Below are 24,295 nucleotides of genomic sequence, written 5' to 3'. Positions count from 1 at the left end.
TTTTATGTGATGATGAGTTGGAATTAAATACTTTTCTTGATTTTCGCATAATCTTCATGCATAGAGCTCGCCGCACAACCCGGACATGACTTGCTCGACGAACACCCGGCACAGGCCCCTTGACGGCTTTTTCGCAAAAACCGTACCAGCACCCACGCACTATAACCGAGGATCGCCAATAAAATGATGATATTGATCATGGAATTCACTTCCTTATTATTTACTGTAGGGCCTGACTTAGCCCCAACCTAATAATCTGCCACACTGATAGATCAAGACGGCAATGATATATGCAACGGTCAAAGGATAGATCACAGAAAATGCGGTCCAACGCCACGAAAGAGTTTCTTTACGAATGACCGCTACCGTAGCCAGACACGGAACATACAACAGAATGAACACCATAAAGCTAAAAGAGGCAAGCGGTGTAAAGGCCTGTCTGACTTGTAGTTCAAGTCCCTGCATATCAGGTACGTGGTAAATAATATTCATCGTTGATACGACAACTTCCTTGGCCATAAAGCCTGTGAGCAGGGAAGCGCCTGCTTGCCAGGTGCCAAAACCGAGTGGGGCCAGTAATGGAGCGAACCAACCTCCAACGGTGGCAAGCAGGCTGTCATCCATTTCTACCCCGAAACCTTGCGGACCGAAATTGGACAAGAGCCAGATGCCAACGGAACCTGCAAGAATAATGGTTCCGGCTTTACGGACGAAGCCTTTGACCTTCTCCCATGTGCTACGGAATAGTGTAAGAGCCTGCGGCACTCGATAGGGAGGAAGTTCCACGATGAAGAGGGAGGGCTCACCCGACAAAATGGATACTTTGGAAAAAATTTTGGCAAGTATAAGTGAAACGACGATTCCTAACACATACATCAGCATGATGATGCTTGCCGCATGTGTTGGGAAAAACACACCCGCAAACAGTGCATATACCGGCAGGCGGGCTGAACACGACATAAAGGGCACCAGCAATGTTGTAATGAGACGTTCTCTGGGCTGTTCAATGGTACGTGCCGCCATAATCGCAGGGACATTGCAGCCAAATCCGATGATGAAGGGAATGAAGCTTTTCCCGTTCAAGCCCACGGCTTGCATCAGACGATCCATTAATATCGTGACCCGTGCCATATACCCAGAGTCCTCGATCACCGAGATAATCAGAAATAAAATAGCAATTTGAGGTAGGAAAACGAGCACGCCCCCGACCCCAGCTACGATGCCGTCCACAACTAGACTTTGCGTAAAGGCAGATGCGTTCAAGTGAACGAGCAATTCAGAAATCCAACTGCTGAGTGTCCCTGAAAAAAATCCATCCAGCATATCTGAAAGGATCGTACCCGCCCAATCGAAGGTGAACTTGAAGGTAGCGTACATCAGCAGCAAAAAGATCGGAATCCCCAGATACCGATGGGTTAGCAGTGCATCCAGCTTATCTGTCAGACTGTGCGGCTTGAGCTTGGATGTGTCGAGTGCCTTGGTACACAGATCAGCAATCCATGCTGTTCGTACAGAACGAATATGCTGAGCAGGCGTGATGGCATAGCCTTCGCTGAGCAGGTCTTCTTCACAACGGCGAATACGCGCAGTTACTTGTTCACGCTGCACCTCATTCGTCATCCATTCCATGACGACAGGATTGTTTTCCAGACATTGCAGTGCGGCCCACCGGAGTTGCGGTGCAGATGCATTCGGCAGTAAGTTGCAAATATCATGAATAGCCGCTTCGACGGCTGGGCCGTAATCCAGTTGAAAAGTATTGGATGCATGTCTTACTTCTCGAAGAGATGCGAGCATTTGCTTACTTCCACTACCTGTGCGCGCCACCATAGGAATGATGGGAACGTTCAATTGATCAGCCAACAATTCCTTGTCTACGCGAAGACCCGTGGCATCAGCTACATCAGTCATGTTTAAGCCAAGTACAAGGGGACGGCCATATTCCAGTAGCTGTACGGTCAGATACAGATTACGCTGGAGCTGGGAGGCATCCACGATATTGATCAGGGCCGCAGGCGGCTCTTCCAGCAAATATCGGGTTGCGACACCTTCATCCAGCGAAAGAGGAAGTAAAGAGTAGGCACCTGGCAAATCCACCAATACGGCAGACTTGTCACGCAGGAGCCCTGTTTTCTTTTCCACGGTGACGCCGGACCAGTTTCCTACTTCTGCATACGTACGAGTCAGCTTGTTGAATAATGAGGTTTTTCCTGTATTGGGATTGCCAAATAGAGCGATCATGTCCATGTCGGAACAACCTCCAGTTGTTTCACCTGATTTTGGCGGAGGCCGACCAGCTGGCCGTTGCATTCAATGACGATAGGACCGCCCAATAAACTGATTTTCTTTAACCGTATGATGGAACCTTCGTGGATGCCCATGTCTGTTAAGCGGCGGCGCAATGAGGGATGAAGAGGGTCAAGGGATTGCAAACGCACAGTCTGACCTAGTGGCGTACGAAGGAGTGAAATACATTCTGGCATGGTGTTCAGCCTTTCTGATCTAGAATGAGAATCAATATCATTTACTTCCGATGCCAGTACCATATCATGAGGATACTTAGATTGCTGTGATAAAATTCGCTGCGAACGACATGTTGGCCCCTTGCTCCCATCTGTTATATAGCCGAGTATGTGTGTCGCAACCTGTCTTTTTAACTGTCCCATTACTCGTCTGCAACCGACAAAACTAGAGCGTTTGGGGCAACTGTTTTTATGGTAAGATAGAGCTGTTTATAACTATGCTAAGAAGGGCAGGAACGCTCTGTATGAACAGAAAAATCGGGGTTAGGCTTGTAAAATGTCTGGTTGCGGGTGCGGCGCTGGCTGTGTTGCTGCCGCAGGCTGTGGAGTGGGGCAGCAATGTGTATGCGGCGTCGATCAAGCCGGCTCCATCCGTATCATCGCAGCAGCTTCAGAACAAGCTTTTACAGGCAATGGCTACGCGGAGTGAAACGCTGACCTTTACATATCAAGGGCGAGTGAACGGTCTCAAGCAGCAATTACAGACGGCCATCCAACAGGCCATGGAGAGCGATCCGTATGTGAATTATACGATCAAAAGCTACGCATTCAGCTATACAGGCACAACGACCTCCGCTCAGGTTACGATTCGTTTAAGCTACCGGGAGACGAAGGAACAGACAGCTTATGTGGATAGCACAGTTAAAGCGGTGCTGGGGGATATTATTACGAAGGGAATGACGGATCATGAGAAGGTGAAGGCCATCCATGATTGGATCGTCGTTCGCCTGAAGTATGATGAAGCACAGCAAAAGTACACAGCCTATGATGGCCTAAAAACGGGAAGTACGGTCTGTCAGGGTTATTCACTGCTGGCCTATAAAATGCTGGAACGTGCAGGCATTACGAATCGGATTGTGGAAGGTAGAGCAGGGGGACAGCTGCATGCATGGAATCTTGTTTTATTAGATGGTCGATGGTATCACATGGATACGACATGGGATGATCCAACCCCGGATCGCGCGAACGAAGTAAGCACTTCATATTATCTGCTGACGGATACCGAAATGCGGCGGGATCACTCATGGGTGAAACCGTATCCTCAGGCGAATACATCGTATCGGGAAACCTTATCAGCACTGGTAACTGCCGGAGGATCAAAGGCTGCTGTGTATCAAAAACTGTACAATACCCTCGAATATCCGCTGCAAGACGGCAAGGGTCTGGTTAAATCATCTGCCGACATTAAGGAACAGGTACGTAAGATTGTAAATAAGGGAGGGACGACACTTACCTTTGCCTATCAGGGAACGGAGCGAAGTCTCAAGGAGGATTTACAATCCTTATATCAACTCGGTTTGAAATCCATTTCCTATCAGATTACGGATCTAGGAAGTACCGGCAATCTTCGTGTAACCCTGAAATGGACCTGATCATCTTGCTGTAAAAAGCTACATTAACAAAGGAGTATTTTATTTATATGCACAAGCGTTCCTTTACCTATTTGCTTGGCACGCAGACCATGTCTAATGCGGCCGACATTCTTTACATTATGGCACTTGTGTCTCTGGTTTTTCATGAAACGGACTCCATCTTCTCTTCGGTGCTCGTTCCGTTGCTGCGAATGGGAGCACAGATGATCAGCGGCTTTTTAGCACCGCTCATTTTGGCCCGATTCCAGCTTCCTTTTATTTTATTCGTTTCTCAGTTCGGACAACTGGTTTTCTTCGCTATTCTGCTGGGCCACTTGTGGTCAGCGGGTACGGAGCCGATATGGGTGATTGTGTTTACGTTGGTGGCAGCCATGTCCTTTCTGGACGGCTGGACCACGCCTGCACGTAATGCGCTGATTCCCCGCCTTGCGTCCGGGGAAGGACTCATGCGGGCAAACAGTCTGGTATCGGTCAGCGATCAGACGGTGCAATTAGCGGGGTGGGGGCTTAGTGGTGTGCTCGTAGCCATGCTAGGCTCGGAAAAAACACTACTGGTTGCTGGCGGACTCTATATGGTAGCAATGATCTTCACCAGCCTGATTCGAGATCCACTAGAGGGCAAAGCCCATTATTTGCTGCAACCTGGAACAAGGGTGCGAGGTGGAGATGTTTCGGTTTCCGAAGCTGGTACTGAGCTCGGGCAAGGGCATCATGACTTGCCTCCTGCACAGTTGGAAGATCCACTCTATGGCCCGGAATCAGAGAGCCCCGCACTACCTCCCAAACGTAAAAAGGAAATACTCCGTGAAGGTTGGAGCCTCATCGGAGCCAGTCGCAGACTGAAAGCTCTTATTTTTATGGATATGATTGACCTTCTAGGGGGTTCGGTTTGGGTAGGCGCGTTCACGCTTGCTTTCGCTCAGCAGGTCTTGCATAAGAGCGAGGCATGGTGGGGATACATCAATGCAGCGTATTTTGCAGGAGCAATTGGCGGCGGCATCGTTGTCCTCGCCTGCGTCAAGCATTTGCAGCGCAGGCTGCTGCCCGCCATGTTGGCAGGGATGGCAGGCTACGGGCTGCTGACAGCATGGTATGCACTGAACACATTACCGCCGCTGACGCTGCTTATCGTGTTGTTGATGGGACTACCTGCGGAAATGTCCGTCGTATCCCGCCGCACGATGATGCAAATGAGTGTGTCCGTACATGATTTGCCCAAGGTGCTGTCTGCCCAGGCCACACTGACAAGTTTGACCTTTTGTATTTCGCTCCTGTTAATGGGCTGGATTGCAGATCATCTGGGCATCGTTAATTTGTATTTGTTTTCTGCAGGGTTGACGCTGATTGCTGTTATATACGGTATTTTTAGTCGTCGTGCCTTATCTATGTCTTTATCAGCTGAAGTAGCTGCTTCTTCCAAATAAACAGAAAAAGAAAAAGCCCGTCTCTGGCATATACAGGGTAACATGCGGATAAACGGTCTTGGACCAGGTTTACCAGCGTGATCTCCCTGATATGTGGAGACGGGCTTTTTTTACTGTTTTCTATTATTTATCCGAAGAAGCATCCGGGCTCAAATCACATTCTTTTAATGGAACAATTTTAGTACGTTTGGTCCATTTGTAGCCGAGCCACAGCAGAAGGAATAGCGGCACACTCATGTACGTAGCGATCATCGTTTTCCAGTCAATCTCCTGTCCGGTGAAGGCATCCGCCCCTTGCCCGATAATGACAATGATACACAGAGCGAAGGCGAACAACGGGCCAAATGGGAACCAACGGGCTTTGTATGGAAGCTCACTCAGACTGTGACCCTGTGCATTAAAGGCACGGCGGAAACGATAATGGCTGACTGCAATCCCGACCCACGTAATAAATCCGCACATTCCAGAAGCATTCAGCAGCCAGTTATAGACTACACCGTCTCCATACAGGGAGGCGAGAAAGGCTAGCATACCGACAGCGGTCGTGATCAGCAGCGCGTTCATAGGAATGCCACGTCTATTGATACGTCCGAGGAAACGCGGGGCTTTACCTTCTCGTGCCAAAGCGTACAGTACCCGAGTGGCCGCGTACATACCCGAGTTTCCTGCCGACAATACGGAAGTCAAAATAACGGCGTTCATAACAGAGGCAGCAATCGCAAGCCCTGCTTTTTCAAATACGAGCGTGAACGGGCTGACCCCGATATCACTGATATCTCCCCGCAGCAGATTCGGATTGGTGTACGGAATGATCAATCCAATCACGAGAATTGCGAGAATATAAAAGAACAGGATGCGCCAAAAGATTTGACGGATGGCGCGCGGCACATTTTCACGCGGATTTTCGCTCTCTCCAGCGGCTACTCCAATCAGCTCCGTTCCCTGAAAGGAAAAGCCCGCTGCCATGAATACGCCCAGTACAGCAAAGAATCCACCATGGAACGGGGCGTCTCCTACCGTGAAGTTGGCAAAGCCGACCGCAGGACCACCCATAATGCCGAAGATCATCAGCACACCTACAGTCAAAAAGATGACCACGGTCACAATTTTAATCATGGCGAACCAGTATTCAGACTCACCGTAGCCTTTGACGGTCAACGCGTTCAGCAAGAAGATTATGGCCAGGAATAACAGACTCCACCAGGCAGAGTGACTTTCCGGGAACCAGTATTTGATCAGCACGGTCGCTGCTGCCAATTCGGCAGCAATCGTCACCGCCCAGTTGTACCAGAAGTTCCAGCCCATGGCAAAACCAAAAGCCGGATCGACGAAGCGACCTGCATAGGTGTTAAAAGAGCCGGATTCAGGCATAAATGTAGCCAACTCACCGAGGCTGGTCATAAGGAAGTAGACCATGAGGCCAACTGCTGCATAAGCCAGCAGGGCACCACCGGGTCCAGCTTCGGCAACTGCGCCTCCACTGGCGAGGAACAGGCCTGTTCCGATAGAGCCGCCGAGGGCGATCATCGTCATATGGCGGGCTTTGAGACTTTTACGCAAGGTTCCGTCAGATGTTGCTTTGTGTTGCACGTTCAAACACTCCTTCATGAAATTGTATTTCATGTCAGGGCAAGAGCCAGAAGGAGGGGGAGTATATAAATCAAAAAACCGCAGGGAATACGCCTGCGGTTTTGTCTATGCATTCCGCACCATACCTTCTTCTATAACAAGATAGCTCAACACACGTGTCTGTGTTAGGACAGCGTGTGACAGTTCTGCTCCTTTCGGTTAGCAGCCCCAGCATTCGGAGTATTTACAAAGAGTCAGCTCCGCATACTTCGGCGGGTGTACCTTTCCACTGGAATCTCAGACGGCTCTTATCGTCTCCTCCGGTGTACCGATTACATCCGCGACCTCTACCTCATCATAAAACAGGGTTGATGAGGTGTATGACATGATATTTTATTGTATAGCGAACTACAGTATATCGTACCTGTACATCTTCTGACAATCGACAATTTTTTGAAAATCACTCGTAGAATCTTAAATTAAGAGTTCCGCTTGGCCATCTGCTGCCAAACTGTGCCTGCGGCTTGTTCGCCTGATTCGATGCGTTCCAGCGCCATTTTAGCCTGCAGACTGACCTCGAATTCGGGATCATCGACCGCCTTCTCCAGTGCATCACGCGCATCCTCGGTTCCCACCTCGTATAAAAAACGTGCCGCCCGCCAGCGCACCAACTTGCTGCTATCCGACAGGGCTCCGATCATTGCACTGGTAGCGACCGGGTCGCCGATGTCCGACAACGTGTCGCCTGCGGTGCGGCGTACTGCCGCTGAAGGATCGCGCAGCGCCTCGGCAAGCAGATCCATCGCCTCCGGTGAGCGAATATCGCCCAGATAGACGACGCCCAGCCGCCGCAGCTGCATTTTGTCGTCATGCAGCGCTTGCCGGATCAGCGGCAAATGCTCGGGCGTCGGTTCCAGCCGATCCAGCGCAGCGTATCGTGTACGCCAATCCTCGTGTTGCAGGGCCTGCTCCAGCTCGGCATCGCTCCACTCGCGGCGTTCCTCCACGAATTCGCTGTTGTTTGCGCCGTGGGCAATCGCCTGTTGGATAATCTGCTCCAGTCGCTCTTGCGGAAAGGCTGCCTCCAGTTCCTGCTCGACCTCGCGCGCAATGTCCGGCAGTTCACCATAGCGGACGCCGTAATCACTCAGCTTGCGTTCCTTAATCAGTGTTGCACTGGCTACACGGGTAACGGCTTGCACAAAGCGATCGGACAAGGAAATTCGTTCCTCCTGCTGCCCCGCCTTGACTCGAATTTGCATAGGAAGGCCGCGAAAAAATTGCACAAAAACCTGTGCTTCGCCAAATGCTTCCCCAGAGGTTTCCTCAGGCAAATCCCAATTGGCGTCAGCGCCTTCCTCGCCTAGCTGATCCCGGACTTGACCCAGAATGGTGGACCAATCTGCATTCCCTTTGCGGTCAAGGGCTACAAAATCTGTCGTGTGAAACACGCTTTTGACCCCTTCTAAGCCCAGCATGCGCCGGATAAATGGGGGAGCGGAACGCTCATTGTCCCGTGTATATGTTCTGCGGATACCCGCTTCCAGTCGCTCATCCAGATGCAGCATCATGGTGTTCGGACTGGGAGTTGGCTCAATAGATGTTATTTTCATAACTCAGTACAGCCTCCTGTTCAAAAGTTCTCCATATATAGCTTATCTGTATTGTAACTCATTCTGCGAATGTCTCCAAAGAGAAGTTCGTGTTTCCGAGGAAAACACAATGACATATCTCACACTAATTCATGTAAACATGGCTGATGAATATGGAGTTTTTTTAATAAATACAGGTGCTATATAAGCCGAACTCGAAAAATTAACATGAAAACGGAGTAGGCCGAATGGTGCTGTACAAGCGTAGCGGTCGCTTTTGTCCCCGGATTTCTACCCTAATCATAGGCTTTATTCTAGAAATCCGGGGGCGATGGGAAGCACCATCCGACTGCGCAGTGGCACTATAGGTAGCTTTTAAGTTCGGTTTATAGTTTGATGCTGTTTATGCATTCCGCTTCAGCGGATCGTTCTGGTGGCTGCGAATGAGCAGGGAGGCGATAAAGCCTAGAGACAGAACAGCTGCCAGCAGCATAAATGTAGTCGTCTGATTACCGCCATTATCCATCAAGCGAATGGAAAGCACAGGAGCTAGACTTGTACCAGCAAACAGGATGAAGGTATATAGTGAGACAGCTATAGCCCTCGCTGCACCGCCGAGCAGGCCGACGATTGCTATGAGTGAAGGAACACTCAGGGCAATGCCGCTGACAAAGCATACACTCAACACCACGATAGTCATAAGAGAGTGTGTCATTCCCATCAGCGCCAAACTCAGAATGGAAAGAATAAGAGCTGTACGTAATATAAGGTGCACACCGTATTTCTGGGCTAGCTTACCGGCGAATGGTGAAAGGAGCATGCCGATGATACCAGCGGATCTGACATAAAGCATCTGTCGGCTATTCAGGCCAAATTCAGGGCCGCCAAGATAGCTACCCAAAACCGTATACATGCTCACAAAGGACATCAGGAGAACAAAAGCAACCGTGTAGCTTAACCATAAAGGATACGAGCGCAGAACAGTCCCCAACTGACCGAAGGCTGCCCAAATGCGAACCCCTCGTTGAGGGGAGGGAGCTTTAGGCAGGAAAAAAAACGATCAGGAAGGTGATTGCGTACAAAACACCTAGCATTCGAAATACCATATTCCATCCTATTTGTTCGCTGATGATAATACTAAATACCTGTCCAGCAATACCTGCCACTAGAAAACCAGTGCTGATAAAGCCGATAGCCGTTACCCGTTTTTCGGTTGGAAACATATCTACGGCGTATGCGAGAGCAACGGGGGAAAAGGTGGCTGCCGCCAAACCCTGAAGCAAGCGCAACACAACTAATACAGAATACTGATTGGTTAAGCTGAGGGATAACGAAAGGATCGTCAATGCGAGCAGTCCGGCAACGATAACCTGCTTGCGTCCAAAGCGATCAGACAATCCTCCATAAATAAGACATCCCGCCGCAAATCCTAAGGAAAAGATACTTCCCGGCAGAGCTGCTTCAGCAAGCGTTTTTCCAAATACTTTAGCAAAGAGAGGGACCAAAGGGATCGTCACATACAGGCTGGACATGACGACAACCGCTGACCAGCATAGGATTACAGTCATCCATGCATAAGGGAGAGCAACATTTTCCTTCTGTATAACGCTATCATTAGTTCGTAATTTACTCATCAATGGAACACTCCTTAATCTTCAAATAAGTAACTCATTAAATATAAACAATTAAATATATTAGATAACCTAATTATATGTTTAAAAAAATTTATCTGCCCACCCCCAGTTTATCTTCCATATGATGATGGATTTTTTCTATAATTCGCGAGAAAATAATCTGCTCCTCGGGCTCCAAAATACTCGCTAGGGAAGCACAGGAAGACCAAAATACAGGGATTACTTGCTGTACAAGGTGAGAACCCGCTTCTGTAATGCGTACATGAATTTTGCGCCGATCTGTAGAATTATGTTTTCTGATAATCCATCCTCGTTGCTCTGTCCAATCCAGGAGGGATGTTACAGATGCACGTCGGATGCCTAGGCGGTCGGCAATCATAGAGGGGCTCATCTGAGCCTGGGATTGGTGCAATGTCAATAGCAACAATAAATCTAGCTTACTCTCTGTCAGTCCGTAAGCGACTAGATCCAAATCTACCGCGTCGAGCACATTATCACCTGTCCATAGCAAGAAGAGACCAATACGGGCAAGTTGCCGATCCGTTTCTGCAAGGGCAGTTTGATCCATTAACTCCAGATAAGGTTCTGGTCCCAGACGAGGAAGAGACTGCTGGATGGAGTCCCGCTTACTTTGTTTTGGCGGCATAAGTTCACTCTTTTCATATAATTAGGTTATCTAACTATATCTCAATATAACGTATTGTCATGCATAAGACAATATCTAGAAAGAAATACGGCTACATTCAATACAGAAGCAGGGTTAAAACTCGGAAGAATGAACCAAACTGTGAGTAGGTTACCAAAATGCGCCAATAGATAAGTGAAGGAGGCGTTCCTATGTTCCGCAAGCAGGAAAGAACGCTCATTATTGTATGTATAGTAATTGCGGCCATTATGCTATATGCCGTAATTAAAAGCATAGCTCGCTTGACTCCTTAGTTGGTAATCCAGAGTGATCCGCGAAGTTTAAAATGTGAAATGAAGGAGTGAAACCCATTTGTCTTCACTGGACCCTGTATTGCTAAGCCGGATGCTGACCGGAATTACCCTGTTTGTTCATATCGTATTTGCATCTATCGGCGTTGGCGTCCCCTTAATGATTGCACTAGCAGAATGGCGAGGACTGCGAACCGGTGATCCGCATTATACCCTGCTGGCCCGACGGTGGGCGCGAGGTTTTGTTATTACCGTTGCCGTGGGTGTCGTTACAGGCACCGCCATTGGTTTGCAGCTCAGTTTGCTTTGGCCCACCTTTATGCGGGTGGCTGGACAAGCGATTGCGCTGCCCCTGTTTTTGGAGACGTTTGCTTTTTTCATCGAAGCTATATTCCTGGGCATCTATTTGTATACCTGGGATCGGTTTAAAAGTAAATATTTTCACCTGATGCTGCTCATCCCGGTAGCGATTGCCTCATCTGCATCAGCGGTTTTTATTACGACTGTGAACTCGTTCATGAACCAACCTCAAGGCTTTACACTCAGAAATGGAGTCATGACTGATATTCATCCCATTCAGGCCATGCTAAATCCGGCCACCCCGACCAAAGTTTCTCATGTACTGGCTTCTTCGTATACATTGAGCGCTGGGGTGCTGATGGGACTGGCTGCTTACAGTATGCTGCGGGGGCGTAATCACCCTTATTTCAAAAAGGCGCTGAAGCTGACTGCCACCTGTACCATTGTGTTTGCCATCAGTACAGTGATGATTGGAGACGCATCCGGTAAATTTCTGGCCAAATATCAGCCGGAGAAGCTGGCTGCCGCCGAATGGCATTTTGATACGATGACGCACGCCCCCTTCGTATATGGCGGATACATGGATAAGAACGGTGAAATCAAATATGCCTTGAAAGTGCCTTATGCACTTAGTGTGTTGGCTGGTAATTTGCCCAGTACGGAGGTTAAGGGATTAAATGACTATCCGGTGGAGGAGCGTCCGCCGCTGTCTATTCATTATATGTTTGACCTCAAAATCACCACAGGAGTGCTGATTCTCGTCATCCCACTGCTGTATCTGATCCGTAAGCGTTTGCCAGGCCGCAAACCGTACCCCAGATGGCTACTGTTGGCGCTCATTCTGGTGGGGCCGATGGCGATGGTAGCTATTGAACTCGGATGGATGTTTGCGGAGGTCGGTAGACAGCCGTGGATTTTACGCGGATATATGAAAGTGTCCGAAGCAGCAACCACTTCTACGAGTGTCGGGTGGATGCTGGTGTTGTTTGTTATTTTGTATCTGGTGTTGTGTTTCTCGGCCATTAAGGTACTCAGCAAGCTATTCCGCAATAAGGATGCGGTGGAAGAGATAAGGCAGCTGGGCCTGGAAGGGGCTGAAGGCAAGTGAGCTATGAAATTGTAGGTATCGCCATTTTGTGGACGTTCCTGTTCGGATATTTGCTTGTGGCATCCATTGATTTTGGTGCAGGTTTTTTCAGCTTTTACAGTGTGTTAACAGGCCACCAGAACAAAATCCACAATATTATTCAACGGTATCTATCCCCGGTGTGGGAGGTAACAAACGTATTTCTCATCTTTTTTGTGGTGGGATTAAACGGGTTCTTCCCGGATGCGGCATATTACTATGGCACGGCGTTACTCGTTCCCGGCAGTATTGCGATTGTGCTTCTCGCCATCCGGGGAGTGTATTATGCATACAATACGTATGGGCATTCTGGTAAAAATAATATCGTCTACATGGCGTTATACGGTGCGACAGGGTTGCTGATTCCGGCGGCGCTATCCACGGTTCTCGCCATTTCGGAAGGCGGCATTATTGTAGAAAACAGTACAGGTGTACATCTGCAATGGGGTCAACTATTAAGCAACCCCTACACGTGGGCGGTTATTATTCTGGCGCTGGTGAGCGTACTGTATATCTCGGCGATGTTTTTGGCCTATTATGCCAAAAGGGCGGGAGACAAGGTCGCTTTTGAAATCGTACGGGGATATGCGCTGCTTTGGAGCGGTCCAACGATTGTTGCGAGTCTGCTCGCATTTTTTCAGATTAACAAACAAAATCCAGATCATTTTACCAATATGCTGAACATAGCCTGGATGTTTGTTGCATCCTTCATATGCTTTGCGGGAGCAGTTTATCTGGTATGGCAGCGGCGGCATCTGGGGGTTTCATTTATATTGGTGATGCTGCAATTTGCATTTGCCTGGTATGGCTACGGCCGCTCGCATCTCCCGTATGTTCTGTATCCCTACATTAATGTCTACGATAGCTTTACAAATTCTACGATGGCGTATGCGTTGATTACGGCGTTTGTTGCGGGTCTGCTGGTGCTGATCCCTTCGCTGATCCTGATATTAAGATTGTTTCTATTCGATGCAAAATATGTGCGCGGACATGAAGGGAAGAAAGGGTGAGTTAGAGTGGCTGCTTTCGAGCATTTTACGATTATGTACGAGTCACCTATCATTATTGTCGTGGCGATTGTGTTTTTGTTTATTTATTCGGCACGCTTTAAAAATCCACAGGACTGACAACTACAGGTGGAACAGGCCTTCCTGATTGATGCGGGAGGTCTGTTTTTGCTGTATTATCGCAGAATTTCCTTTACAGACGTGATTGAATTATACTTTACATATATCAGGATGTTGCATCATTTCATGTTCACACTCGAGTGACAATATGTAGTTAAATTGAACCGCTGTGTTTTTTGGAGAACGGGTTCATCAGGGAGGGAGCTGCATCATGCCCAAAGTGCGTTTTAACAATATGGATCATGTAAATACCGATAAAACAATCAAGCAATTCAGACAATGGCGGCAAGAGCGACGCAGCAAAATAAAGGATTATACGTTTGTTGTGCCAAACCATCCCCCGGAGTTGGAGTTCCTGCATAGCAATCGGGAGATGGCGACAGCGACCTGGGTGGGACATTCCACCTTTTTCATCCAGTATCTTGGGCTGAATATCGTCACCGATCCGGTATGGGCAGAGCGTATGGCTTTTGATAAAAGGTTGGCTCCGCCCGGCATTCGTATTCAGGATGTACCACCACTGGACATCATTCTGCTGTCTCATTCACATTATGATCATTTACATTTAGAATCGTTGCGGAAATTATATCGTGCAGATACGTTGATGCTTGTACCCTCGGGGTTGAAGGCGAAAATGATCCGCAAAGGTTTTCGAAACTGTCATGAGCTGCAATGGTGGGAGCATTTTACGGTAGGAGGGGTACGATTTACGTTTGTTCCAGCCCAGCATTGGACACGACGCACGCCGTTTGATACCAATACTTCACATTGGGGTGGATACGTTCTGCAAAGTGAACAGCAGGTGATTGGCTCTGCCACGTCCGTCATGGAATCCAATCCTCATTCTAGTGCAGACTCAGAGGATGCACCAACGTTGTATTTTGTGGGAGACACCGGATATTTTCGTGGGTTTAAAGAGATTGGCGAGCGATTTGCCATTGATCTGACCTTTATGCCGATTGGCGCGTATGAACCGGAATGGTTCATGACCTCGCAGCACGTGACACCGGAGGAGGCATTGCAAGGGTTTGTAGATTGCGGCGCAGATCAGATGATTCCGATGCACTACGGAGCCTTCAAGCTGGCGGATGATACGCCAAGAGAGGCGCTGGATCGTCTCGAAGCGGAGCGTGAGCGTATGGGTATTGCGAAGGAACGCATTCATGTTCTTGGGCACGGAGAGACGTTGAAAATTGGACGTCGCTGCTCAACTACAATCTGAGGAATTCGACATAATCCTTATATAAGAGGATTTTGCAAAAATCCAATAAGCGACTTCCAATGAATAAGATATAGATCGAAATGGTTTAGTTCGTCTATATCTTGTACTTCGGAGCGACTGGAATCGAATTTTGCAAAATCCTGATAAAAAAAGCGGCTCGGCGGACAAATAATTTTGCCTGCCGAGCTGCTTTTTTTGGTTTTTAGCTATAATGCAGAATTAAACTGCTTCCGTATCACTCGCCAAAGAGGAATCGCTGCTGGCGATGGGATGACGAACGATTTTAACTTCATAGAACGTGATTTTATTTTCAATAATATAGTCCGGAATTTGACGATGGCTATGGGATTCGCGGAAAGCTTCGCTTTTCGTCCAGCCTTGGAAGTTCTCTTTTTCTTTCCAGCGTGTACTGATCGTTACTTCCTCATAATCCTCCGTGTTTTCAGTCAGCAGCACTTCCAGACCGAGAAAGCCTTCCATTTTTTCAACTTTTCCTTCTTTGTTAAATCTTTCGATGAGTAGATGTGCATTGCCCGGTGTGATTTTAGATGTATTTGTAACGATAACCATATTAAATTCCTCCTGAATGATGTGGTATGGTCGGTATAATAACCGGATAGCCATCCTCAAATTTGATGGTAGCGTTCATTTCATAAATGTCGCGAAGAAAAGCAGACGTCAAAATCTCACGGGGTTGGCCGGCAACGGCGATTCGTCCCTTTTTAAGCGCAATCATATGATGACAATAGGCCGCAGCTTGCTGCAAATCATGCAGTACCATAACAATCGTCAAGCCGGACTCGTGATTGATACGCCGCAGCATATCCATAACTTCAAATTGGTGGGCGATATCCAGAAAAGTGGTTGGTTCATCGAGCAAAAGAATACCCGTTTGTTGGGCCAAGGCCATTGCAATTCGCGCTTTTTGTTGTTCACCTCCCGATAGAGTATGGAACATCCGATCTGCATAGGGCTGGATGCCCGTGATCTTCATGACATGGTCCACGATTTGCTGGTCCTGTCCGGTATGGCGTACCCTCAAGCCCTTCGTATGAGGAGATCTTCCGTAAGCGACCAGCTCGCGGACCGTCAATAGCGGCAGCATATCCTTCATTTGCGGTAGCATTGTAATTGTCTGGGCAAAATCACGCCGCTTGTATTCCTGCACGGGCTTGCCCAGTACGGAGACCTGACCCCGATCCTGCTTGAGTAGCCGGGTCATAATCCGCAAAAGCGTGGATTTGCCTGAACCGTTCGGCCCGACGATCGCGGTGAGCTGACCAGCAGGCAAGCTGATATTCACATCGACCAGCTTGAAATACCCACGTTGTAAGGAGATATGCTCACCCTGAATGGCTGTCATCCGAAATTCCCCCGTTTCTTGAGTAAGATTAAGAAGAACGGTGCCCCAATGACGGCCAGCAAAATACCTACAGGCAGTTCAATCGGGTCAAACCAGGATCGTGCCACCGTATCTGCGAGAACAACCAGCGTTCCACCGCCCACAATGGAAAGGGGAAGGAGGAAACGATAATCTTCCCCGATTAGCAGCCGTATGACATGGGGAACAACCAGTCCTACAAAGCCAATCAACCCGGCTACACTGACTGCTGTACCGGCAAGCAGGGCAGAAAGCAGGATAATGAGCATACGTTGAAGCTCTACTCGCTGGCCCAGCAGCTGTGCTGAATCGTCGCCCAATAGCAATAAATTAGCAGGTTTAATCGCAAAGAAAGAGGCGATTAAACCAATGATGGCGTAAGGCGCCATGAACTCCAGATGATGCCAGCTTCTTCCGTTTAATCCGCCGGATAACCAAGGAAGAACGGCCTGTACGCGGTCGCTGAACATGACCATTACGCCGTTGGTAAGTGCGCCTAGCAGCGCGTTGATTGCAACACCAGCCAGCACAATTTTGACAGGCGACGCCCCTCGGTCCCAAGCCAGCAGATAAATGACGATTGCGCTCAGAAAGGCCCCCAAAAAGGCCGTTATCGGAAGAAGGTAGCTGAGCTGTGGAAGCATCACCATCGTAATGACGGCGGCAAGTCCACCTCCAGCCGATACACCAATAATGCCAGGGTCAGCCAATGGATTTTTCATGACACCTTGAAGAAGTGCTCCGGAAGCTGCAAGACAAGCTCCTACCAGTAAACCTACTAATACTCTGGGTAGCCGGAGATCCATCAGGATCGTGCGATATGTAGATTCATCATTATGTAGCAAAACATGATTGATTTCTTGAAGTGGAATTGACACCGAACCGTAGGCCAGACCGTACACAGAGACGGCCAGCAGTAGAATCGGAAGGGTAATCCAGGCGATGGTGCGTCTTCTGGCGCGCTGTAGTTTGTTCATCGCCATCGCCTATTTCGCCGGATACAGCTTTTGATGCATCAAATCCAGCGCTTTAGTGACACGTGTGCCCGGATTTGTACCGAACAGATCTGAAGGTAAAACCTCGACCTGATTGTTTTTGACTGCTCGGATTCCGTTCCAAGCTGCATTTTCCTGCATTTCTTTTATAAATGCAGCTTTAACATCTTCCGTATTGCCATGAGTCATGATGAAGATGTAGTCAGGGTCAGCCTGTATGATGCGTTCTGTGTTCAGCTGCGCATATTGGGGGAAATTTTGCAGGCCCGGAAAATCAGCGGCGATGTTGGAGCCACCCGCAGCTTCCAGAATGTTTCCACTCAGTGAATTCGGCAGTGCCGCCATGTACGTGGCCGGGGCTCCATAGACGAGCAACACCTTCGGTTTGGAGGTAGAAGCGGTTTCCTTTTGCAGCTTGGTTACTTGTTGGTCAATTTGCTGGTTCAGCTTCACGGCCTGAGCCTGCTTTTGCAGTAATTGCCCGAACAGCGTAATTTGCGACTGAATATCGTGAACTGAATTGGCTCCTGTCAGCAGCAGCTGTGAACCGACTCCTTCAATGGCTGGAATGTCTTTTTCATTCATAGGATAATTGCCTAGCACGACATCCGGTTTGAGCATCGTAATTTTCTCCAAATCTACTTCATGAGTGGAGCCTATTTGCTGGACGTTCTTAGCAGCAGGTACGACGGAAGGTCCATTGGAGTTGGGCCTGCCCACGGCACTTCCACCCAATGCGTATATGATATCCAGATCGCCATTGCTGAGCGCAACGATATGTTGAGGAACCTTTTGAAACGCCAACGTCCGTTTTGAAAAATCAGTAACTTGGATGGCTGTACTGCTTGTCGTGCCAGAAGTGGCAGATACGGAGGCACTGGTTGGTTTATGATCTGCGGTCGAGGCACCATTACTACATCCGGTAACTGCCAATAAAAGCACTGCGGACGACCACAACATATAAGATTTCATGTTATTCCTCCTGCAATTTTCGAGTTAAACAATAATGATAATCATTTTCAATTATGTATAAGAGAATGATAATGAATATCACTGGGGAATGTCAATTGAAAAAAGAAAATTTTTAAATAAATTTTGAACTAAAAATAAAAGGGATATATTCGAATTAAAGAAGAAGGAACTACAAATTTTTCTTAAAAAATAGCATATATCAAGGGATTACGTACACGCAAATACATATTGACATTTTCGAAAAGTGTAAGATATATTGGTGATGGGTTTACTTTATTTTGCGAAATTATGGAATAGAGAGGTGGGGAGACAAGCTCGAAAAGAGCTATTTTTTTTAAATTATCAATTGAGAATGATAATCAATTAGTTTATTCTCGTGGGGAGGGACTGCTGTCAAAATGAAGAAGGGGTATTCTGCAATTATTGCTGTGTTTCTGCTGGTGAGTGTGCTGAGCTTTTGGCCAACTTCGTCATCTGTAGGAGCCGCTGCGGCTTCTCCAAAATTGGCGGATGGTACATACACGCTCAAATACAATATCCTCAAGGCAGAAAATGATTCGGTGTCCATGGCTAATGATTATTTTGAAAAACCAGCTAAGTTGTATGTGAAAAAAGGTCAAATGACCATGCAAATTAAACTGAATCATAGCGAATGGACAACTGGGTTTAAAGTAGATTACAAAGGCAAAATCATCGATACCAAGGTCATCCATAAGGATGCCAAAACCGATACCCGCACCGTACAATTTCCAATTACGAGTGTGAACAGCCCGCTAATCTCTAAAATCCATGTTACTGTCCCTACGTATAACTACGATCATGACTATACGATCCGCTTCGCTTTTGATTCCAAAAGTGTCAAAAAGGTAGCAGCCGTCCAGTCAGCAAAATCAACTAAATCTTCCAAGAAGTAAATTCAAGCCATCTCTATCGTTCATAAAATCAACACAAATTCAAGCATAAAAAATGGAGGAGTGTGTGTAGATATGAATATGGTAATGAATCGCTTTGAGCAATTTTCTTTTAAGAAGGTATTCGTAGCATTGATCATGACAGCGCTTGTTTTTGCACTTGTTGCTCCATTCTCAGCTAAAGCGGCAGCAGCCGACGGCACGTACAACGTAGACTACACCGTTCTGAAGGATCAAACCAATGAGACTTCTCGATTGGATAGCTACCTGACGAAGCCTGCTCAGGTTACGGTAGCTAACGGCAAAAATGTCGTTCGTCTGACTGTGAAAAGCAGCAATCTGATTACAACGTTCAAAGTAGAGCAAAATGGCGTACTGCAAGATGCGACTGTAGTGAGCACAGATACTGCTAGCAACACTCGTGTAGTGGAATTCGAGGTTGCTGATCTGAATGCAAAAGTGAATGCTTACGCTGAAATCACAATTCCAGTAATCGGCTACACAGGCAAGTATGATGTACAACTGCAATTCGACGAAATCTAATCCAAAGTAAAACGTAAAGGAGATTAAGAACATGAACATGATTATGAATCGTATGGAAAAATTGTCTTTGAAAAAAGTAATGCTTACTGTACTGATGGCAGCGCTTGTTTTTGTGGTACTAGCTCCATTTTCTTCCAATAAAGCAAATGCGGCTTTGCCTAATGGAACGTACGACATTGATTATACAGTGTACAAAGATGGTACCAATGAAACCTCCTACATGGACTCGAACGGTTATGTCGCCAAACCTGCTACGTTGATCGCTAATAATGGTCAATACAAAGTTAGAGTAGCTATTACTAAAAGTGCTTGGGTTACTGAATTCAAAACGCAACAAAACGGCCAGTATGTGAATGCGACTGTGGTAAGTACCTCAGGTGATACAAGAATAGTAGAGTTCCCTTTAAGTAGTTTTTCCCAAAAATTGAATGTTAAGTTGCATGTAAGTGTGCCTAAAGAATACACTGGCGGCATTCCATATGATCACGATTACACTGTTCAATTTTTATTTGACGAAGATTCCATTTAATAGTGGAGTAATTATACATTGATCTTATACTCATTTGGAATTCTATTGAGCTCCAAATGAGTATATTTTAAGTAGGGGGATTAATACACTTGAAAAGGCAATTAAAAAAATACTTAATGACGTTTGCGGCTATTGTTATGCTGCTCTCAGTTGTTTTCCCATTCGCTCCGACCGTATCTGCTTCTGATGAGACAAGCCCATCAATTGAATCTGGTGTATCCGAGTCCTCTGTGACTCAAGATGTATATCCGGTAGAGCCAAGTCCAGAAGAAGTGGTTCCAACAGTAGATGTGGCAAGTGCGTACACAGTAGCGGCCGCAGACTCACAGAGTTCCAGCACTGTGAAGGATACTAATGAATATTCTATTAGCTACGTTGTTAAAAGTGAAAGCAAGGTGTCAGGGGTAGTGACTTCCCCTTATAATGATATGTTCCTAAAGCCAGCTACGTTGACGGTTGAACAGAGTTCCACTGTAGGGCAGGCTACTTATCATGTTTCTTTAATTCTCGACAATCCTAATACTCCCTTTACAGATATCGAATTTAGACAAAACGGAGAAACCGTTCCTGCCCATATTTCAGATTTAGTAAAAGGGGAAAAGACGTATGAACCACGAACAGTAACATTTGATGTGTATAATTTGGAACAGAAAATTGATGTGAATTACAATTTAAATAATAGACTCAGACAAAACTGGATTGAATTTGATCCATCAACTATAGCTGTAAAAGAGGGGCCCGTAACTCCCCCTAGCCCTTCACCTGAGCCGGAAGTTCCCTTGAAACCGGGTGTCCTTAATTTCACAATACTGAAGGACAAATCAGAAGAAGTTTCTGTAATGGACGGTTACGCCTCAAAGCCTGCAAAGCTCGTTCAAAAAGGAGATAAATGGTATATTCAACTGACGTTTAATAACAGTAGCTGGATTCCTTCATTTCAAACAGAGCAAAACGGTAAATTTGTAGAAGCAGCAACTATTTCAGAGGTTAGTGACGCTAATCAGCGTACGGTTGAGTTTGAAGTAAGCAACTTATCCAATAAATTGAATGCTTACACTCATGTGATTGTGCCTGGTTTGGAACTGGGAGGAGTACCATACGATCATTGGTATCATGTTCAAATCAAGTTTGACACAAGTATTACACCTGACCCTAGTGCACCACCGACCTTGGCAGATGGAACGTACTCTATTAACTTTAATGTGCTGGATGCAACAAAAGATCAAGCATCGAGAATGGCGCAATATCTGGTGTCTCCAGGGACTTTGACGGTATTGAAGGGGCAAAAAGAAGTTTCCTTCACCATTAAAGACAGCACTACAGTAACGGAATTCAAAACAGAACAAAATGGAACGTTGACGGATGCGGATATTGTAAGTGAGGACAAAACAGCCAATACCCGTGTGGTGAAATTCAAGGTAGCGAATCTGGATACAGTTTTGAACGCACAAGTCCATATTCTCATGGGTACGTATAGTGCAGACCACAAAATCCGCCTTAAATTTGACCAGCCAGGAACGGACAACGGTTCAACTCCAGTAACGTCAAATCTAGACTTTACGCTGTTAAAAGACGGTTCAAGTGAAAAGTCCATGATGGATGGATATACAGAAAAACCGGGTACCCTGGTTGAACGTAAGGGCAAGAAATATGTACAGTTTACTTTGAAAAAGAGCAAACAGATTGACGGCTTTAAAGTAGAACAAAACGGAGTATTGACCAATACGGCCGTAGTAAGCGAAAATCAAACGGCGAATACACGTGTAATTGAATTTGAGGTTAAAGAAGTGCCTGCCAAACTGAATGCATGGGTAAGCATCAACTGGCCTGAGCTGAACTATGTAGAAACCTATGATGTCGATCTTCAATTAGGAGCGGCAACATCTCCGGTTGATCCTGGAACGCCAGGCACACCAGGCACGCCCGGAAAGAATTTAGCTGATGGAACGTATTCAATCAATTTCGATGCGCTGCACGCAACCAAAGATCAAAAATCGGCCATGGCGCAATATTTATTGTCTCCGGCCACACTGACGGTATCAAAAGGGAAGTATGAAGCTTCTTTCACGATCAAAGACAGCACCACCGTGACGGAGTTCAAAACGGAGCAAAATGGAACGTTGACAGATGCAGATATCGTAAGTGAGGACAAGAATGCGAATACACGTGTTGTGAAATTCAAAGTGGCGGATTTGGACGCTATTCTGAATGCACAGGTACATGTGAGCACGACCTATCCAGGTGGGGTTTATGAGATGGATCATAAGCTTCGTCTGCAATTTGACCGCAGCAGCATTACAGCTAAAGGACCGGATAACGGAACCACAACTCCAGTTGAAAATGGCAGATACAGCATTGATTTCTCCGTGCTCAAAAACGGAAGCAATGAAATATCTGTGATGGATGGATATATGCAAAAGCCAGCCACACTGTTAAAACAGTCTGGTAAAAATATCATTCAGATCAAAATGGACAAGAGCAGCTGGATCAAAACGTTCAAAGTAAATGGTGCAGAGGCTCAGGTTGTCGATCAATCGAGCTCCGCAAATACAAGAACAGTACAATTTGAAGTACCAAATCTGTCGGATAAAGTGACAGTGAACACGCATGTCATCGTACCTGGATTGGATTTGAGCGGCATCCCATACGATCACGTATATGATGTGCAGTTCCAATTCGAGCCTGCTACCATTCGAAGCTTTGTTGAGCCTACCTCTTCAGGGGCGGCTGATCCTATGGTTAAACTGGATTTTGACAAGCTTGCCAATGGTAAATATGCTTTGAAATTCAGTATTGTTTTGTCAGATGGCTCAACAGCAGCGGATTCACAGGCTCAACGCTTTATCACTGACGAACCGGCGCAATTGGTCGTGGAAGGCGACAAACGGTTTGTAGGTCTGAAGCTGCAAAACAGCAATGAAGTAAAGGCGCTGCGCATTTGGGACAACGCAAGCGGGGACTACCAAGACGCAGAAGTGACCCAGGAAGATGCAGCAAGCAATACGAAGCACGTTCGTTTTAGCGTAAATGACTTTAAGAACAATGTAAAAGGCCAACTGGTTGTCTACGAAGCTCCTAAAGTGGCAAGTAGCGCTCCGATGGTTTTCAAGGCAGAGGATCGAGTAGAAAAGATATATGATTTTGAATTTAAATTCGATACCAGTAATGTATCTTATCACAACGAAACCAAAGCAGAAAAAGTAGAACAGGGGAAAAATAACTTAGCCGATGGAGAGTACACTGCGAACTTCCGTGTGCTGGCGAACGGAACGGATAAGGATTCTCTAGTGTCTCCTTTTGTACAGAGTCTAGCGAAGTTGATTGTGAAAAATGGTAAGGTTCAGGCTCATGTAACCGTTACGGACAACCAGGCTTTGAAGCTATTCCAAACGGATTTTGAAGGCCGTTATGCCAATCCGATGATTATGGGTTCGGACACCAAAGGTGACACGCACACGATTGCGTTCGAAGTACCTGATCTGGATAAGAAGTTAAGTGTGTACACACAGGTATATCTGCCTGAGAAATACATTCTAAATGAGAAATTCGGCGGACAGATTCAATTTGACCGTGCATCGCTTAAAGGCGAGGGAGTCCATGCAGCTACAACCGCAACCCCTACTGAACCGATAGTAGCTTCTACGGACAAGGCAGCAGAAACAACTGCATCTGTAGCTGAAACCAAACCAGTAGTTGAGCAACCGGTTCAAATGGCTTCCGAGAAGCAATACACGATTAATTACAACGTATTTAAGGACAAAACGAGTGAAGCTTCCGTTATGGACGGTTATCTCGACAAGCCAGCCACACTGATTGAAAAGGGAGACAAGCGCTATATCCAATTGACTTTGAAAAATAGTTCTTGGATGCCAACTCTACAAGTGGAGCAAAACGGTACCCTGAAAGATGTAGAAGTGACCTCGACATCCGGCGATACACGTGTCGTTCAATTCGAGGTAGGGGACTTGTCCCAGAAAATCAGTGCTTACACACACGTTATTGTGCCTGGCTTGGTTCTTGGCGGAGTACCGTATGATCACTGGTATACAGTTCAGTTCCAATTTGATGAAGCAAGCCTGAAAGCGAAGTAACCTCAGGTTGTGACATCCATGAAGCACGAATAACAGCAAAGTTTGTAT

The 24,295-nt window shown here is 46.8% G+C and carries 19 protein-coding genes, 1 pseudogene and 1 riboswitch; of the genes and pseudogenes, 9 read left to right on the top strand and 11 right to left on the bottom strand.

Translation table 11 applies throughout. From position 1 onward, the window contains the following. Nucleotides 1-23 precede the first annotated feature (23 nt). Genes NSQ68_RS21710 through NSQ68_RS21700 form a run of 3 tightly spaced genes read right to left on the bottom strand, consistent with a single transcriptional unit; the run spans nucleotide 24 to nucleotide 2,483 of the window. Nucleotides 24-200 (bottom strand): FeoB-associated Cys-rich membrane protein, encoded by a 177-nt coding sequence (locus NSQ68_RS21710; protein WP_080658679.1) that lies wholly within the window; start codon nucleotides 198-200, stop codon nucleotides 24-26. Nucleotides 201-237: 37 nt separating this feature from the next. After that, on the bottom strand, nucleotides 238-2,247 hold the full coding sequence (feoB, locus tag NSQ68_RS21705; RefSeq protein WP_342427149.1) for a ferrous iron transport protein B: 2,010 nt from the start codon (nucleotides 2,245-2,247) through the stop codon (nucleotides 238-240). Further along, entirely contained in the window at nucleotides 2,238-2,483 is a 246-nt protein-coding gene (locus NSQ68_RS21700; protein ID WP_342427148.1) for a FeoA family protein, read from the bottom strand. Before NSQ68_RS21700 ends, feoB begins: the two co-directional genes overlap by 10 nt. 284 nt (nucleotides 2,484-2,767) lie before the next feature. Here NSQ68_RS21700 and NSQ68_RS21695 point away from each other — a divergent pair, with 284 nt between their 5' ends. After that, complete coding sequence (locus NSQ68_RS21695) at nucleotides 2,768-3,895, top strand: transglutaminase domain-containing protein (RefSeq protein WP_307353630.1); 1,128 nt, start codon at nucleotides 2,768-2,770, stop codon at nucleotides 3,893-3,895. Between the two features lie 47 nt (nucleotides 3,896-3,942). Then, entirely contained in the window at nucleotides 3,943-5,319 is a 1,377-nt protein-coding gene (locus tag NSQ68_RS21690; protein WP_342427147.1) for an MFS transporter, read from the top strand. 123 nt (nucleotides 5,320-5,442) lie between these two features. Here NSQ68_RS21690 and NSQ68_RS21685 read toward each other — a convergent pair whose 3' ends face one another. The 4 genes and pseudogenes from NSQ68_RS21685 to NSQ68_RS21670 all read right to left on the bottom strand — a co-directional run bounded on the left by NSQ68_RS21685 (nucleotide 5,443) and on the right by NSQ68_RS21670 (nucleotide 10,760). Next, nucleotides 5,443-6,909: an amino acid permease gene (locus tag NSQ68_RS21685; protein ID WP_307353632.1), complete on the bottom strand. Its 1,467-nt coding sequence runs from the start codon at nucleotides 6,907-6,909 to the stop codon at nucleotides 5,443-5,445. Between the two features lie 134 nt (nucleotides 6,910-7,043). After that, nucleotides 7,044-7,246: riboswitch (Lysine riboswitch) on the bottom strand. Nucleotides 7,247-7,367: 121 nt separating this feature from the next. After that, entirely contained in the window at nucleotides 7,368-8,501 is a 1,134-nt protein-coding gene (locus NSQ68_RS21680) for a virulence factor (RefSeq protein WP_342427146.1), read from the bottom strand. A gap of 382 nt (nucleotides 8,502-8,883) precedes the next feature. Beyond that, nucleotides 8,884-10,114: pseudogene (locus NSQ68_RS21675) on the bottom strand (MFS transporter). 91 nt (nucleotides 10,115-10,205) lie between these two features. Beyond that, complete coding sequence (locus NSQ68_RS21670; protein WP_342427145.1) at nucleotides 10,206-10,760, bottom strand: MarR family transcriptional regulator; 555 nt, start codon at nucleotides 10,758-10,760, stop codon at nucleotides 10,206-10,208. A gap of 351 nt (nucleotides 10,761-11,111) precedes the next feature. Between NSQ68_RS21670 and NSQ68_RS21665 the strand changes: the two genes are divergently transcribed. From NSQ68_RS21665 to NSQ68_RS21655, 3 genes are all read left to right on the top strand, one after another. Beyond that, on the top strand, nucleotides 11,112-12,458 hold the full coding sequence (locus tag NSQ68_RS21665; protein ID WP_342427144.1) for a cytochrome ubiquinol oxidase subunit I: 1,347 nt from the start codon (nucleotides 11,112-11,114) through the stop codon (nucleotides 12,456-12,458). After that, entirely contained in the window at nucleotides 12,455-13,486 is a 1,032-nt protein-coding gene (locus NSQ68_RS21660; protein WP_103050321.1) for a cytochrome d ubiquinol oxidase subunit II, read from the top strand. The genes NSQ68_RS21665 and NSQ68_RS21660 overlap by 4 nt, the downstream gene beginning before the upstream one ends. A gap of 328 nt (nucleotides 13,487-13,814) precedes the next feature. Next, nucleotides 13,815-14,825, top strand: a complete 1,011-nt coding sequence (locus tag NSQ68_RS21655; protein ID WP_342427143.1) for an MBL fold metallo-hydrolase — start codon at nucleotides 13,815-13,817, stop codon at nucleotides 14,823-14,825. A gap of 219 nt (nucleotides 14,826-15,044) precedes the next feature. Here NSQ68_RS21655 and isdG read toward each other — a convergent pair whose 3' ends face one another. Genes isdG through NSQ68_RS21635 form a run of 4 tightly spaced genes read right to left on the bottom strand, consistent with a single transcriptional unit; the run spans nucleotide 15,045 to nucleotide 18,173 of the window. After that, a complete protein-coding gene (isdG, locus tag NSQ68_RS21650; protein ID WP_342427142.1) occupies nucleotides 15,045-15,395 on the bottom strand; it encodes a heme oxygenase in 351 nt (116 codons plus the stop codon). 1 nt (nucleotide 15,396) lies between these two features. Beyond that, complete coding sequence (locus NSQ68_RS21645) at nucleotides 15,397-16,188, bottom strand: ABC transporter ATP-binding protein (protein ID WP_342427141.1); 792 nt, start codon at nucleotides 16,186-16,188, stop codon at nucleotides 15,397-15,399. Continuing rightward, nucleotides 16,185-17,183 (bottom strand): iron ABC transporter permease, encoded by a 999-nt coding sequence (locus NSQ68_RS21640; protein WP_176715747.1) that lies wholly within the window; start codon nucleotides 17,181-17,183, stop codon nucleotides 16,185-16,187. Before NSQ68_RS21640 ends, NSQ68_RS21645 begins: the two co-directional genes overlap by 4 nt. 9 nt (nucleotides 17,184-17,192) lie before the next feature. Then, the gene (locus NSQ68_RS21635; RefSeq protein ID WP_342427140.1) at nucleotides 17,193-18,173 is read right to left on the bottom strand and encodes an ABC transporter substrate-binding protein; all 981 of its coding nucleotides are present in this window, start codon (nucleotides 18,171-18,173) and stop codon (nucleotides 17,193-17,195) included. Between the two features lie 398 nt (nucleotides 18,174-18,571). Here NSQ68_RS21635 and isdC point away from each other — a divergent pair, with 398 nt between their 5' ends. From isdC to NSQ68_RS21615, 4 genes are all read left to right on the top strand, one after another. Beyond that, a complete protein-coding gene (isdC, locus tag NSQ68_RS21630; protein WP_342427139.1) occupies nucleotides 18,572-19,087 on the top strand; it encodes a heme uptake protein IsdC in 516 nt (171 codons plus the stop codon). 72 nt (nucleotides 19,088-19,159) lie between these two features. Next, nucleotides 19,160-19,627: an NEAT domain-containing protein gene (locus NSQ68_RS21625; RefSeq protein WP_029519187.1), complete on the top strand. Its 468-nt coding sequence runs from the start codon at nucleotides 19,160-19,162 to the stop codon at nucleotides 19,625-19,627. A 31-nt stretch (nucleotides 19,628-19,658) separates the two neighbouring features. Next, nucleotides 19,659-20,156: an NEAT domain-containing protein gene (locus NSQ68_RS21620; protein WP_342427138.1), complete on the top strand. Its 498-nt coding sequence runs from the start codon at nucleotides 19,659-19,661 to the stop codon at nucleotides 20,154-20,156. Between the two features lie 89 nt (nucleotides 20,157-20,245). Further along, the gene (locus NSQ68_RS21615) at nucleotides 20,246-24,247 is read left to right on the top strand and encodes an NEAT domain-containing protein (RefSeq protein WP_342427137.1); all 4,002 of its coding nucleotides are present in this window, start codon (nucleotides 20,246-20,248) and stop codon (nucleotides 24,245-24,247) included. Nucleotides 24,248-24,295: the final 48 nt, after the last annotated feature.

Origin of the sequence: Paenibacillus sp. FSL L8-0158 (genome assembly GCF_038592965.1) — a bacterium.
In the GTDB taxonomy this organism is placed as follows: Bacteria; Bacillota; Bacilli; order Paenibacillales; family Paenibacillaceae; genus Paenibacillus; species Paenibacillus polymyxa_D.
This window is presented reverse-complemented; position numbering and strand designations above follow the sequence as displayed.

What these genes read in the sequence shown, in the direction of transcription:
- NSQ68_RS21690 (WP_342427147.1), top strand. Translation starts at nt 3,943, where the DNA reads ATGCACAAGCGTTCCTTTACCTATTTGCTTGGCACGCAGACCATGTCT.
- NSQ68_RS21700 (WP_342427148.1), bottom strand. Translation starts at nt 2,483, where the DNA reads ATGCCAGAATGTATTTCACTCCTTCGTACGCCACTAGGTCAGACTGTG.
- NSQ68_RS21625 (WP_029519187.1), top strand. Translation starts at nt 19,160, where the DNA reads ATGAATATGGTAATGAATCGCTTTGAGCAATTTTCTTTTAAGAAGGTA.
- isdG (WP_342427142.1), bottom strand. Translation starts at nt 15,395, where the DNA reads ATGGTTATCGTTACAAATACATCTAAAATCACACCGGGCAATGCACAT.
- NSQ68_RS21655 (WP_342427143.1), top strand. Translation starts at nt 13,815, where the DNA reads ATGCCCAAAGTGCGTTTTAACAATATGGATCATGTAAATACCGATAAA.
- NSQ68_RS21620 (WP_342427138.1), top strand. Translation starts at nt 19,659, where the DNA reads ATGAACATGATTATGAATCGTATGGAAAAATTGTCTTTGAAAAAAGTA.
- isdC (WP_342427139.1), top strand. Translation starts at nt 18,572, where the DNA reads ATGAAGAAGGGGTATTCTGCAATTATTGCTGTGTTTCTGCTGGTGAGT.
- NSQ68_RS21670 (WP_342427145.1), bottom strand. Translation starts at nt 10,760, where the DNA reads ATGCCGCCAAAACAAAGTAAGCGGGACTCCATCCAGCAGTCTCTTCCT.
- NSQ68_RS21710 (WP_080658679.1), bottom strand. Translation starts at nt 200, where the DNA reads ATGATCAATATCATCATTTTATTGGCGATCCTCGGTTATAGTGCGTGG.
- NSQ68_RS21695 (WP_307353630.1), top strand. Translation starts at nt 2,768, where the DNA reads ATGAACAGAAAAATCGGGGTTAGGCTTGTAAAATGTCTGGTTGCGGGT.
- feoB (WP_342427149.1), bottom strand. Translation starts at nt 2,247, where the DNA reads ATGGACATGATCGCTCTATTTGGCAATCCCAATACAGGAAAAACCTCA.
- NSQ68_RS21645 (WP_342427141.1), bottom strand. Translation starts at nt 16,188, where the DNA reads ATGACAGCCATTCAGGGTGAGCATATCTCCTTACAACGTGGGTATTTC.
- NSQ68_RS21635 (WP_342427140.1), bottom strand. Translation starts at nt 18,173, where the DNA reads ATGAAATCTTATATGTTGTGGTCGTCCGCAGTGCTTTTATTGGCAGTT.
- NSQ68_RS21640 (WP_176715747.1), bottom strand. Translation starts at nt 17,183, where the DNA reads ATGAACAAACTACAGCGCGCCAGAAGACGCACCATCGCCTGGATTACC.
- NSQ68_RS21680 (WP_342427146.1), bottom strand. Translation starts at nt 8,501, where the DNA reads ATGAAAATAACATCTATTGAGCCAACTCCCAGTCCGAACACCATGATG.